Source organism: Ruegeria sp. SATB027 (assembly GCF_059613825.1).
In genome coordinates this window covers 149,379-162,055 of record NZ_JBXWTH010000047.1, presented here as the reverse complement: position 1 = coordinate 162,055, position 12,677 = coordinate 149,379, and the positions used below count along the sequence as shown (strand labels likewise).

10 protein-coding genes are annotated in these 12,677 nt (G+C 58.7%); 3 read left to right on the top strand and 7 right to left on the bottom strand.

The genetic code is table 11. The features are described from left to right. Position 1: 1 nt before the first annotated feature. Complete coding sequence (gene prfB, locus AC2FPW_RS14475; RefSeq protein ID WP_209503633.1) at positions 2-1,129, bottom strand: peptide chain release factor 2; 1,128 nt, start codon at positions 1,127-1,129, stop codon at positions 2-4. A 77-nt stretch (positions 1,130-1,206) separates the two neighbouring features. On the opposite strand from prfB, the gene AC2FPW_RS14470 reads away from it, so the two are divergent. Continuing rightward, positions 1,207-2,037 carry an aminoglycoside phosphotransferase family protein gene (locus AC2FPW_RS14470; protein WP_496814256.1) on the top strand — a complete coding sequence of 277 codons (831 nt, stop codon included), beginning with the start codon at positions 1,207-1,209 and terminating at the stop codon, positions 2,035-2,037. Here the strand turns inward: AC2FPW_RS14470 and AC2FPW_RS14465 are convergent. From AC2FPW_RS14465 to AC2FPW_RS14455, 3 genes are all read right to left on the bottom strand, one after another. Then, positions 2,031-4,520, bottom strand: coding sequence for a penicillin-binding protein 1A (locus tag AC2FPW_RS14465; RefSeq protein ID WP_496814255.1), 2,490 nt, complete (start codon positions 4,518-4,520; stop codon positions 2,031-2,033). The genes AC2FPW_RS14470 and AC2FPW_RS14465 overlap by 7 nt on opposite strands. A gap of 94 nt (positions 4,521-4,614) precedes the next feature. Continuing rightward, on the bottom strand, positions 4,615-5,835 hold the full coding sequence (locus AC2FPW_RS14460) for an N-acetylmuramoyl-L-alanine amidase (protein ID WP_496814254.1): 1,221 nt from the start codon (positions 5,833-5,835) through the stop codon (positions 4,615-4,617). A gap of 66 nt (positions 5,836-5,901) precedes the next feature. Continuing rightward, positions 5,902-7,065 carry a pyridoxal phosphate-dependent aminotransferase gene (locus AC2FPW_RS14455; protein ID WP_496814252.1) on the bottom strand — a complete coding sequence of 388 codons (1,164 nt, stop codon included), beginning with the start codon at positions 7,063-7,065 and terminating at the stop codon, positions 5,902-5,904. Between AC2FPW_RS14455 and AC2FPW_RS14450 the strand changes: the two genes are divergently transcribed. Together AC2FPW_RS14450 and AC2FPW_RS14445 are read left to right on the top strand one after the other, a co-directional pair. After that, positions 7,064-8,446 carry a M48 family metalloprotease gene (locus AC2FPW_RS14450; protein ID WP_496814250.1) on the top strand — a complete coding sequence of 461 codons (1,383 nt, stop codon included), beginning with the start codon at positions 7,064-7,066 and terminating at the stop codon, positions 8,444-8,446. The genes AC2FPW_RS14455 and AC2FPW_RS14450 overlap by 2 nt on opposite strands. Then, the gene (locus AC2FPW_RS14445; RefSeq protein ID WP_267364009.1) at positions 8,443-9,201 is read left to right on the top strand and encodes a DsbA family protein; all 759 of its coding nucleotides are present in this window, start codon (positions 8,443-8,445) and stop codon (positions 9,199-9,201) included. Before AC2FPW_RS14450 ends, AC2FPW_RS14445 begins: the two co-directional genes overlap by 4 nt. A 58-nt stretch (positions 9,202-9,259) precedes the next feature. Here the strand turns inward: AC2FPW_RS14445 and AC2FPW_RS14440 are convergent, their stop codons facing one another. The 3 genes from AC2FPW_RS14440 to AC2FPW_RS14430 all read right to left on the bottom strand — a co-directional run bounded on the left by AC2FPW_RS14440 (position 9,260) and on the right by AC2FPW_RS14430 (position 12,643). Next, positions 9,260-10,078 (bottom strand): DUF2189 domain-containing protein, encoded by an 819-nt coding sequence (locus tag AC2FPW_RS14440; protein ID WP_267364008.1) that lies wholly within the window; start codon positions 10,076-10,078, stop codon positions 9,260-9,262. 166 nt (positions 10,079-10,244) lie between these two features. Beyond that, positions 10,245-11,366 carry a flavodoxin-dependent (E)-4-hydroxy-3-methylbut-2-enyl-diphosphate synthase gene (gene ispG / locus AC2FPW_RS14435; protein WP_480558137.1) on the bottom strand — a complete coding sequence of 374 codons (1,122 nt, stop codon included), beginning with the start codon at positions 11,364-11,366 and terminating at the stop codon, positions 10,245-10,247. Positions 11,367-11,437: 71 nt separating this feature from the next. After that, the gene (locus AC2FPW_RS14430) at positions 11,438-12,643 is read right to left on the bottom strand and encodes a helix-turn-helix domain-containing protein (RefSeq protein WP_496814248.1); all 1,206 of its coding nucleotides are present in this window, start codon (positions 12,641-12,643) and stop codon (positions 11,438-11,440) included. Positions 12,644-12,677: the final 34 nt, after the last annotated feature.

Sequence of the window (12,677 nt, the reverse complement as noted above, 5' to 3'; positions counted from 1 at the left end):
CTTAGCTGTCGCCCTGCGCCTCTGACCGGCTTTTGCCTGACACGTTCAGCGCCAAGGTTGCCGCCATGAATCCGTCAAGATCCCCGTCCAGAACACCTTTGGTATCCGAGGTTTCGTGATTGGTTCGCAGGTCCTTGACCATCTGATAGGGCTGCAACACGTAAGACCGGATTTGGTTGCCCCAGCCCGCATCGCCCTTGGCCTCGTGCGCCGCGTTGATATCCGCGTTGCGGCGATCCAGTTCCTGCTGGTACAGGCGCGATTTCAGGGCTTTCATGGCAATATCGCGGTTCTGGTGCTGCGACTTTTCCGAACTGGTCACAACAATCCCGGTCGGGATGTGCGTGATCCGAACGGCCGAGTCGGTGGTGTTCACGTGCTGGCCACCAGCCCCCGAAGACCGGTAGGTGTCGATGCGGATATCGGCCGGGTTCACCTCAATCTCGATATTGTCGTCGACCACCGGATAGACCCAGACCGAGCTGAAAGACGTATGGCGTTTTGCCGCCGAGTCATAGGGCGAGATCCGCACCAGCCGGTGTACGCCGCTTTCCGATTTCAGCCAGCCATAGGCGTTGTGACCGGAAATCTTGTAGGCTGCGGATTTGATCCCCGCTTCTTCGCCCGGTGTCTCGGATTGCAGCTCGACCGTGTAACCCTTTTTCTCGGCCCAGCGCACATACATGCGCGCCAGCATCGACGCCCAGTCGCAGCTTTCGGTTCCCCCCGCGCCCGAGTTGATTTCGAGGAAGGTATCATTGCTGTCAGCCTCGCCGTCCAGCAGCGCCTCAAGCTCTTTTTTTGCGGCCTTGGTTTTCAGCGTCTTAATCGCGGCTTCGGCATCCTGAACGACTTCTTGGTCTTCCTCCATCTCGCCCAACTCAATCAGTTCTATATTGTCGCTGAGGTCGGTCTTGATGGATTCATACGTTTCGATTGCATCGACCAGCAACTGCCGTTCGCGCATCAGTTTCTGCGCATTTTCAGGGTTATCCCAAAGGTTGGGGTCTTCGACGCGCGCGTTGAATTCTTCAAGGCGATGCGGCGCGGTTTCATAGTCCATACGCTGCGCCAGCAGCTCCAGTGACTTTTTGATATCCGCCACGATGTTCTGGGTTTCGGCGCGCATGGTCTTGTCCCAACTTGCTCAATCAGGCCTGCGTGATAGCAAGAGGTGCGAGACACCACAAGACAGGCTGGACCTGAATGCAAAACACAGTCGAAGAGTTTCTGGGCAGATGGGATTTGCACTTTCCTGAACTGGTTGCGGACACCGGTCATGCAAGAGTGTGGAAAGTACAATCCAATTGCGGCCCGGCTGCCTTGAAGCTTTATCGCAGGCAAGATCGCGGGAACGAAAAACCGGGCACAAACTTGTTGGTCGGGTGGCGCGACAGGGGCGCTGTTCGGATTCTGGAAGAGGCACGGAGCGCCGTACTGATGGAGTGGTTGGATGGACCATTTCTGGGAGATATCGCCCGCGCGGGCAGGCCCGAAGACGCCGTCAAGACACTTGCGGAAACAGCAGCGTGTTTGCACGCAGGGGACCCGGTCAGCGCCACTGGAATGAAACCCTTGCAACAGGTGTTCGCCCCTTTGGCTGAATGCACCTTTGCGGCCGAGTGCCCCGCCCAACTGCGTAACGCGGTGAAGTCGGCGATTGCACTAAGTGAAGACCTGTTAGACAGCCAACCTTCACCCGTACCTCTTCACGGGGATTTTCACCCAGACAATGTCATTATGACACTATCAGGACCCCGGATCATCGATGCAAAAGGTTATCTAGGCGATCCCGCTTTTGAACTGGCCAACGCGTTGCGACACCCTAAGGGAATGCCGGATCTTGTGCGCCAACCCCTGCAAATCGAAACCTGTCTGTCGGAGTATTCCAAAGCAATGAGTGTTCCACGAATACGGCTGGCTCAATGGGCTGCCGCGAAATGCGCATTGTCCATCTACTGGCGATCTGACGACCCGATCTGCGGTGACGCAGAAGCTGATCTACTAAACCTGTTTCTGAAAGCGGCCGGTCAGTAAAGCCCACCGGTGCTCAGGTCCCCTTGGGAAGCTTTCGGTCCAACGGTCACGGTCTCGCCCGTTGACGTCTGGACCTGAACCCCCGCGCGCTGGACTTCTTCAAACAATGGCAGGTCCGATCCGATGGCAAAACCACCATCATAGACACGGTCGATGAAACCATCGACACCGTCGCGGAAGAATTCGGCCACGACATAGTCACCGGTGGCATCATCGGGCAGACGGGCCCCGCTGAAGCGGTCGATCTTGATGAAATGGCCGCCTTCGGGCACTTCGAACGGACCGCCGCCGTATTTCTCGACCGCTTTTTCCATGAAGCTCTGGAAGACCGGGCCGCACAGCGTGCCACCATAGGCCCCACGTCCCATCGGACGCGGTCGATCATAACCGATGTAGCAACCGGCCACGATATTCGACGTAAAGCCGATGAACCACGCATCCTTCGAGTCGTTGGTGGTTCCGGTTTTGCCCGCTGTTGGCACAGGCAGATTCACAACGCTGGATGCCGTCCCGCGATCGACCACACCTTTCATCATCGATGTCAGCTGGTAGGCGGTGATCGCATCCATGACCTGTGCGCGATCCGTGACAAGGGTGGGCGATTCATCTGGTTCCAGCCAGGTCGAGTTACAGTCCAGACACTGACGGTCATCGTGGCGATAGATGGTTTTTCCGAACCGGTCCTGAATGCGGTCGACCAGAGTGGGTTCCACACGTTGGCCGCCGTTTGCAAACATCGCATAGGCCGCGACCATCTTGTAAAGCGTGGTTTCCTCGGCCCCCAGCGAGTTGGCCAGAAACGCGCCCATCCGGTCATAGACACCGAACCGTTCCGCATAGCCGGCAACGACGGGCATTGTAACTTCCTGCGCCAGACGGATGGTCATCAGGTTCCGCGACTGTTCGATCCCAGTACGCAAAGGAGTTGGACCGTAGAACTTGTTGGAGGAGTTCTTGGGGCGCCACAGACCCTGCGGCGTGTTCACTTCGATGGGTGCATCGACAACGATGGTCGCGGGGCTGTATCCGCTATCCAGCGCAGCAGCATAGACAAACGGCTTGAACGACGATCCCGGCTGACGCTGTGCCTGTGTGGCCCGGTTGAACACGGTATCCTGATACGAGAACCCGCCCTGCATCGCCAGAACACGACCCGAGTTCACATCCATCGCGACAAAGCCGCCTTGTACCTCGGGCACCTGGCGCGCCGACCACTGCCCATCTTCACCCGCAACGACAAAAATGACGTCACCGCGCTTGAAGTTGGCCGCAAAATCACCCTGCATCCACTTGATGTCCGCGCGCGGGATAGTCCCATCGGCAGGACCTTCTTCGACACCAACGGTCAGTTGCTGGTCGGTCACGCCCAGAACCACGGCGGGATACCAACGGGTTGGCAGAATAACGTCGCGCGGAATTTCCATGGCCGCCAGCGCCTCGCGCCATTGCGCCTCATCCGCCAGTTTTTCTTCCGGGATCACGTCACCTGTTCCGCGCCATTTGCCACGGGAGCGGTCGTATTTCTCAAGCGCCTCGCGCAGGGCCCGTGCGGCCTCAACCTGCATTTCCTCATCCACCGATGCACGCACGGTGAAGCCGCCGGTAAAGAACTCGCCCTCACCAAAATCTTCGCTCAGCTGGCGACGGATTTCATCGGTGAAATAGTCGCGGGGCGGCAGGGCCGTACGGAAGCTTTCAAAATCTCCGTTCTGGACTGAGCGCAGAGGCAACTCGACCTCGGCCTCATAAGTCGCCTGATCAATGTAACCGTTTTGCTGCATCTCGCGTAACACGTAATTGCGCCGGGCCAGAAGACGTTCTTTTTCCGATACCGGGTGGTAATCTGACGGCGCTTTGGGCATGGCAGCCAGCATGGCGGCCTCATGCGGGGCCAGTTCCTGGAGGGTCTTGTTGAAATAGGTCTGCGCGGCGGCAGTCACACCGTACGAGTTCTGGCCCAGAAAGATCTCGTTCATATAAAGTTCGAGGATCTGTTCCTTGTCCAATGTATCCTCAAGCCGGGTCGCAAGAATGATTTCCTTGATCTTGCGCTCAGCCCGGCGGTCACCGGACAGCAGAAAGTTCTTCATGACCTGCTGCGTGATGGTCGACGCACCGCGTACGGTTTCGCCCTTGGTCCGCACCGCCTCGACCCCGGCGGCAATGATGCCGCGCGGGTCATAGCCCTGATGGTTGTAGAAATTCTTGTCTTCCGCCGAAATAAACGCCTGCTTCACCAGATCCGGGATTTCCTCGGACGGGGTGAACAGGCGGCGTTCCTGCGCGAATTCATCAATCAGCTTGCCTTCACCCGAATAGATCCGGCTGATTGTGGGTGGTTTGTACTGTGCCAGCGACTCGTGGCTGGGCAGATCGCGCCCATACATCCAGAACACCGCACCGATCACCAGCGCGGCCATGAAAATACCCAATGTCACGAGGCTGAAAATCGCCCCGAAAATCGAAAGAATGAACCGGATCACGTTACTGCCTTTTTCTCGCGGTGCCGCCTATATAGTGATGCGCCGCCCAAGGGTCAAAACACCGAGCGTATTCTAGCCGTTTTGCGCCGCAAGGTCACTGGCCAATAAGGGATTTGCGGATCACATCTTGCTGGCGCCAATCTTCAAGCCCCCGATGAATTCCCAGCGCCATTCTTGCCCGCCAATCAGGATCTTTGAGGTTCTTGAGGTCTCTGGGGCTGGACAGAAACCCAAGCTCGACCAGAACCGACGGGATGTCCGCCGCCTTGAGTACTGAAAAAGATGCGGTACGCAGGGGTTTGCCGTTCATCGGCCCGCCTTGTTGTGCCAGACCGTTTGCAATGGCTTTGGCCAGCGCGCTTGTGCGTGGCATCGTTTCCTGACGGGCCATGTCCAGCAGAACATCCGTGATCTGATCATCTGCCCCGTTCAGATCGATACCGGAAATCAAATCCCCGCGGTCATGCCGTTCTGCCAGCTTCGCACTGGCCACATCCGAGGCATCGTTGGACAGGGTATACACCACCGCGCCATGCGCCCGCCCTTCGGACAGGGAATCAGCGTGCAGCGAAATGAACAGGTCCGCACCGGCCCGGTGCGCCAGCGCAATTCGGCGCTCCAGCGAGACGAACTGATCGTCGACCCGTGTCAGAACCACCTCGTACCCGCCTGATCTTAGAAGGATTTCGCGCAGCTCACGCGCGAAAGTCAGCATAAGGGTTTTTTCATCAATCGCGTCAGTCTCGGCCCCCGGATCAATGCCTCCGTGGCCCGGATCCAGCATGACACGCAAGGGTCGGTCGGCACTGCGCACCGCGGCTTGCGGCACATCCGCCGGTTCCGGCAGGTCCCAGCCCGGGTTTCGCGGCGCACCCGCCGAGGCGTTGAAAGCATCGAAATCCGTCCCCTTGAGGTCGAGCGACAGCAATGCGGCCCCCGAATCCTCTGCCACCGACAATTCTGCTTTCGTCACTGCCATCGGCGCACCCAGTTCCAGCACCAGACGTGACCAACCCGGAACATATGCGCCAAACTGCACACCGCTGATGCGATCGGATTGCAGGAAGTCTTCGCGGGTCAGCCCGGCCCAATCCACTTCGTTGAAGTCCAGAACCATACGGTAGGGATCCTGCAAGGTGAAAATCCTGTAGGGAACGCCCTGACTGAGGGCGATGTCCACCCGAACACCGGTACGCCCGACATCCGTAATACGGCTCTGCTCAGGCTGGACACGCGCCAACGCGCTGAAATCCTGCGCAATGGCACCACCAGCCAACGCCCAGAACAGCGCAATGCTAAAGAAGATCCTGCTCATGGCCTCAAGTTTTCCCGAGATCGTTTGTCGGTCACCCTATACCACAAGGGGCGGTTTGTGAACGGCTCAGGCCCGTTCCGTGACAGCACCGCGCCGGATCATAAACAGGCGCAAACGCTCAAGCCCTTCCTGAATGTCATCCGTCGCGCGCGCATAGGAAAATCGCAATGTGGTATGGCCGCGCTGTGGGTCAAAATCCAGCCCAGGTGTCACGGCCACACCGGCCTGCTCCAGAATCTCGGCAGCAAATGCGCGGCTGTCATCGGTCAGATCAGACACATCGGCATAGACATAAAACGCCCCGTCGGGTGGCGCGATGTTCGAAAACCCGGCTTTGGGCAGACCGTCCAGCATCAGCGCGCGATTGCGGCGGTACACGTCCAGATTGGTTTGCAATTCGTCGTCGCAATCCATAGCAGCCAGCGCTGCGACCTGACTGGCGTGGGGGGCGCAGATGAACATGTTCTGAGCGATCCGTTCGACCACGCGCACCTGATCCTCGGGCACCACCATCCAACCTACGCGCCATCCTGTCATCGAAAAGTACTTCGAGAACGAGTTGATCACATAGCATTCATCTGTCAGTTCCAGCGCCGTCACGGCCTTGGCTTCGTATTCCAGCCCGTGGTAAATCTCATCACTGATGAACGACGCGCCCTGCCCGTGCGCCGCCTCGATCAGGGCGCCCATGGCGGCCCGGTCCAACATCGTACCGGTCGGATTTGCGGGTGAGGCCACCATCAGCCCCTTCAGATCCAACCCCTGAATATCCGCCGCCACAGGCTGCAACCTGTTTTCCGGCGCGGTCGGCAGGTCGACCGGGACCAGACCCAGCGCCTTCAGGATCTGGCGATAGGACGGATAGCCGGGCGCCCCGATACCGACACGGTCGCCACTGTCGAACAAAGCGGTAAAGGTCAGCAGGAATCCGCCGGACGAGCCAGGTGTGATCACCACCCGCTCGGGGTTCAGGTCGACATTGTACCAATCGCCGTAAAGCCGGACGATCCGCTGCCTCAGGGCGGGCAGACCCAGGGCAACCGTATAGCCCAGCGGGCCTTGCTCCATCGCCGCGGCCAAAGCTTCGGTCGCACCCTTTGGCGCGCCGGTTCCGGGCTGGCCGACTTCCATGTGGATCACGTGGCGACCTGCCTCTTCGGCCTTGCGTGCCGCCTCCATCACATCCATCACGATGAAGGGATCGACCCCGGACCGGGTTGAGTTTCTCATGCCCATCTCCCATGTTGCAGTCATGGCTTTTGAGCGCGTATCCCGGTTGGCGTCAATCCCGGCCTTGATGGTTGCCGTTGTCGTCTGGCTGGCGGCAGCGGTGCAATCGCACGCGCAAAGCCTGATCCGCGACCCTGATATCGAACATGGCCTGCGTGAACTGGCCTTTCCGGTGTTGCGGGCTGCGGGGCTGAACACGAACCGGGTTCAGATTCTGGTCGTAAACGACAACACGTTCAATGCATTCGTCATCGACTACAACGCGATTTATGTGAACTACGGGCTGATTCTGACCGTCGAAAGCCCCGAGATGTTGCAGGCTGTCATCGCCCACGAGGCCGCACATATCTCGAATGGTCATCTGGCACGACGGGCTGAGAACCTGAAAGCGGCGCAGCGCAACGCCAGCCTCGGCACGGCTTTGGCCCTGCTGGCTGCAGCGGCGGGTGGGGGCGAGGCCGCCATCGGGATCGCTGCTGGCACCCAAGGCGCGGCAATCCGCGGTTTTCTGGGTCACACCCGCGCGGAAGAGGCATCCGCCGACCGCAGCGCCGCAAGTTACCTGCGATGGGCCGAAATCTCACCCAGCGGGATGGTGGAGTTGCACCGAAAGTTCGCCGGTCAGGAACTGCTGAGTGTCGCCAACCAGGACCCCTATATGCGATCACACCCGACAAGCCGTGATCGTCTGCGCGCCGCCGAGGCTTTCCTGGATGAGTTTGGCGACCGAGCCGTTCCAAACCCCAATGCGGATTACTGGTTTGCGCGGGTTAAAGGCAAGCTGTCGGCCTTTCTGCGGTCGCCCAGTTGGACCTTGCGGCGCGCCGGCGAAGAATCCTACCGAGACATCCGCCTGATGCGAGAGGCTTCGGCCTATCATCAGAACCGCGATCTGTCCCGCGCCCGTGCCGCAATTGACGCAGCGCTCGCCGAGCGTCCTGATGACCCGTTCTATTACGATCTGAAGGGGCAAATACTGTTGGAAAACAGACGTGTAAGCGAAGCTGTTAAAGCTTATGCTAGCGCTGTTGAATTGGCCCCGAACAATGCGTTGATCCTTGCGAGCTACGGGCGTGCCCTGCTGGCACAGGGGGAAACGAAACAGGCATTGAACGCACTGGAACAGGCGCGCGCGCGCGATTTTCGTAATGCGCGCCTGATGCAGGACCTGGGTGTGGCTTATGCGCAGGTCGGAAATAACGGCATGGCTTCGACCGTGACGGCAGAGCGCTATGCGCTGCAAGGTCGGATGGAGGATGCCGGAATTCACGCGAAACGAGCTGTAGGACAATTGCCCGAAGGCTCTCCGGGTTGGCAAAGGGCACAAGACGTGCTGATTGCCTCAGAACGACTCAAGAAAGATAAAAGGAAACGGAAATGATCCTCAGACATGCTGCACCTGCCCTTCTGGGGCTTTCCATGGCGGCGACCTCGGCACAGGCGCTGGACCTGAACGCGATGAATGATGCCGAAAAGGCAGAGTTTGGCGCTCAGGTACGCGAATACCTGCTGGAAAACCCCGAAGTCATTATCGAGGCAATCAATATACTCGAACAGCGAAACGCAGTGGCCGAAGCGGCCGCCGACAAAGAACTGGTCGCCTCCAATGCGGCCGAACTGTTCGACGATGGCTATAGCTGGGTCGGCGGCAACCCGGATGGCGATATCACGCTGGTTGAATTCATGGACTACCGCTGCGGCTATTGCCGCCGTGCGGTGCCCGAAGTGGCAAACCTGCTGGCCAGCGACGGCAATATCCGGTTTGTGATCAAAGAGCTGCCAATTCTGGGCGACGCATCTGTTTTGTCCTCGCGCTTTGCAGTGGCCACCAAACACGTCGCTGGTGGTGACGCCTATAAACAGGTTCACGATGCCCTGATGGCCTTCAACGGCGAACCGTCCGAAGTTACCCTGCGCCGCATCTCAGACGGGCTGGGCCTGGACAGCGACGCGATCATCGCCGCGATGGACAGCGACAGCGTCACGGATGAGATCAGCCGCACCCGTGCCCTGGCGCAACGGATGCAGATTTCGGGCACGCCCTCATTCGTGCTGGGAACCGAGTTGCTGCGCGGCTATCTGCCCGCCGATCAGATGCAGCAAATTGCAGATGGCGTTCGCGCGGAACAGGGTTGATTGGTATTGGGGGCGGCACAGCTGCCCCCAGACAAAAAAGACAAACTGATCGCTGACCTCAGCCGTCTGCCGGTTCCACGGCCCGTTGATAAAGATGCCACGTTGTATGGCCAAGGATCGGCAAGGTGAAGATCAAGCCCATAAACGCCGGAACCATCGACAATAACATTGTGACCGAGATGATCGCTGCCCAGCCAAGCATGACCACAGGGCTTTCTGAGACGACGCGTAAGGACGTCAACATGGCTGAAACGAAATTGGTTTCCCGGTCCAGAAGCATGGGCATGGCGACGACAGTGACCGAAAACAGGACAGCCGACAGAAACGCTCCGACACAGGTGCCGATTGCAAGGAATGTCCACCCCTGCGGAGTGAACAAGATGATGTTCAAGAATCCATCAAAATCCGAAAAGGATGAGTTCTGCAGGATGATCGCAAGCCAAAGCCGGACCTGGTAAACCCAAACCCAGAAAATGAACAGTGTGACAAAGGCCATCCAGCCCATTTCGCGCTTGCGTTGATCGGCCATGACAGTGAGGATTTCATACCAGCCAAATTCCTCGCCCTTCTGTAACCGCCGGGACATCTCATAAAGTCCCGCAGCGGCGAAAGGCGCGACCAGAGGAAACCCGACAATCGCTGGAATGATCATCCAGATCTTGCCAAGCCAGACCAAGCTCCAAACCATCAGGATTCCAAAAGCCGCATAGAAAAGCCCGAAGAAACCGCTCATGAAGGGGTGCGCCAGAAAATCGGAAAACCCAGCTTTCAGCGACGCCTTTATATCATCCGAAGTAACCCGAATGACATTGGGCATGGCCTGCTGGTGTGGCGTCAGATTCTCAGGTGGCGTAGGGCCCGCGGTCTTGGATGTCATGACACACTCCTCCCAAAGCATGGGTCCGCGCGGGTCTGTTTACCGACAGAACCGGCGGCGAAACAGGCATCGTTCAGTCACGAAACAAGTTTGCAACAGCTCAGGCATCAGGGCAAGGGATGAGTAAGGTCGCTATGCCTGCCTTACCGACACAGCCAACCCCACACTACTCTGCGGCTTCCGCAGCCGCATCCAGTTCCGCGGCTTTCTGTTCGACCTGTTCCACGATGTGGTCGATCATCTGATCGTTGGACATCTTGTGGCTGGCCTTGCCTGCCAGATAGACCATCCCGGACCCTGCCCCGCCACCGGTAAACCCGACATCGGTCATCAACGCCTCGCCCGGTCCGTTGACCACGCAGCCGATGATCGACAGGCTCATCGGTGTCTTGATGTGTTCCAGACGGCGTTCCAGCGCCTCGACGGTCTTGATGACGTCAAACCCCTGCCGTGCGCAGGACGGGCATGAGATGATGTTGACGCCCCGGTGGCGCAGACCAAGGGACTTGAGGATTTCAAAGCCAACCTTCACCTCTTCCACCGGATCGGCAGACAGGCTGACGCGGATCGTGTCGCCGATCCCCATCCACAGCAGGTTGCCCAACCCGATGGCAGATTTGATGGTGCCGGACACCAGTCCGCCCGCCTCGGTGATACCCAGATGGATGGGCGCATCAGTGGCTTCGGCTATGCCCTGATATGCGGCGGCGGACAGGAAAACGTCGCTGGCCTTCACACTGATTTTGAACTCATGAAAATCATTGTCCTGAAGGATGCGGATATGTTCCAACCCGCTTTCGACCATCGCTTCGGGGCACGGCTCGCCATATTTCTCAAGCAGGTGCTTTTCCAGACTGCCCGCATTCACGCCTATCCGGATCGAGCAATTGTGGTCGCGCGCGGCCTGAATGACTTCTTTCACCCGGCGTTCATCGCCGATGTTGCCGGGATTGATGCGCAGACAGGCAGCGCCTGCCTCGGCCGCCTCGATACCACGGCGATAATGAAAATGGATGTCCGCAACGATGGGCACCGGGCTTTCGCGCACGATCTCTTTCAATGCCTTAGCCGACGCCTCATCGGGGACTGAAACGCGCACGATATCCGCGCCAGCCTCGGCTGCGGCCTGAACCTGCGCCACTGTTGCCGCCACATCGGTGGTCAGGGTGTTGGTCATGGTCTGAACGGCGATCGGGGCATCGCCCCCGACAGGGACGTTGCCGACCATGATTTGACGGGATTTACGACGATAAATGTCGCGCCAAGGGCGCACGTGATTAAGGGACATAAGGACGGATCCGCGTCTGCCTGAGTTGCGACAGTAGATAGTCCGGCAAAGGGGTTACCGCAATGGCAAGATCACTCGGCGGGCACTTCTGTCGCCGCGGTTTGCAGTTCAGCCACCAGCTGCTTGAGCGCGCTGTTCTGATCCGCTTCAAGATCAGCAACGGCATAAACTTCCGAAACTGCGTCTTTCGAAAGGATCACCCCTTTGGCAACCGTGCCGGGTGCCCCTGCCGGGCCATAGTGCTCGCCGTTCATCGAGAAATAAACCGATCCCGACGCCCCTGCCCGCAACAGCGGCGGTTCTTCTGTCAGCGGAACCTCAAAGACACTGCCTTGCTCGACCGTCCCAAGCGTCCCTTCGAAAATGACACTGCCATCTGCCGCCGTTACCCGCATCCAAGAAGGATCGACAGCAACGATTTTCAGCGTGGTATCAACCTGTTCCACAACCTGAGGCAAAGCTGGTCGTTCAACCGTGTGCACTTCGGCAACTTCGAACTGCGGCAGGCTTGGCGGGCGGAAGGTTCCGACATCGCGCGGATCAAGGGTCGAAATCGGCGCATCCCGAGCGACCAGAACTGGAACATCCAACGCCTGCGGACGATAGAGACGGTCCAGTGCCTCGGTATTCGCCGCAGCAACCACATCATCGACAACGCCGCCGCGCACGGCATCCAGCGGATCAAGGTCGGACAGCACCATAGGCGCTTGTTCAACCGGGCTGACCTGCACCTGCTGGATCTTGTTCAGAACGGCCCACCCGCCATAGCCGATGCCGCCAATTACCGCCAACAGCACCAGCGACGAGCCGATGGCGCGCGGTTCAATCTGACTGACCAGAGGTTCCTTGCCCGGAATGTACGGCGTATTGGGCGAGATGAAGGGATCGCGTCCCATTGGCCCACGCGCCGGAAGCGCGCCGGTCGGCTTTCGCACCACCGAAGCCTCGGCCGACATGCCATGCGCGACCGAAAAACCGCTTTCCGCGCAGAAAGTCGAGAATGTTTCATCCGGGTTCATACCCAGATAACGCGCATAAGAACGCACATACCCGGCGATAAAGCCGGGCGTGTCAAAGGCGTCGGGATCCGCGTTTTCGATGGCAGCAATGTAGTTGGCTTTGATCCTCAACTCGCGCTGAACATCCAACAGAGATTTGCCCATGGTTGCGCGTTCGCCGCGCATCTTGTCACCAAGGCGTACCTCGTAGTCATCAAACCCTTTGGGTCTGACATCTACGTCCTCATCAGATTCGCGCTGTGATCTGCGCCCAATCATTCCTGCTGCCCCATTCTGCCTGTCGCGTGTTTCG

Coding starts and splice junctions, on each gene's coding strand:
- AC2FPW_RS14450 (WP_496814250.1), top strand. CDS start 7,064: ATGCCCATCTCCCATGTTGCAGTCATGGCTTTTGAGCGCGTATCCCGG.
- AC2FPW_RS14470 (WP_496814256.1), top strand. CDS start 1,207: ATGCAAAACACAGTCGAAGAGTTTCTGGGCAGATGGGATTTGCACTTT.
- prfB (WP_209503633.1), bottom strand. CDS start 1,129: ATGCGCGCCGAAACCCAGAACATCGTGGCGGATATCAAAAAGTCACTG.
- AC2FPW_RS14445 (WP_267364009.1), top strand. CDS start 8,443: ATGATCCTCAGACATGCTGCACCTGCCCTTCTGGGGCTTTCCATGGCG.
- AC2FPW_RS14455 (WP_496814252.1), bottom strand. CDS start 7,065: ATGAGAAACTCAACCCGGTCCGGGGTCGATCCCTTCATCGTGATGGAT.
- AC2FPW_RS14440 (WP_267364008.1), bottom strand. CDS start 10,078: ATGACATCCAAGACCGCGGGCCCTACGCCACCTGAGAATCTGACGCCA.
- ispG (WP_480558137.1), bottom strand. CDS start 11,366: ATGTCCCTTAATCACGTGCGCCCTTGGCGCGACATTTATCGTCGTAAA.
- AC2FPW_RS14460 (WP_496814254.1), bottom strand. CDS start 5,835: ATGAGCAGGATCTTCTTTAGCATTGCGCTGTTCTGGGCGTTGGCTGGT.
- AC2FPW_RS14430 (WP_496814248.1), bottom strand. CDS start 12,643: ATGATTGGGCGCAGATCACAGCGCGAATCTGATGAGGACGTAGATGTC.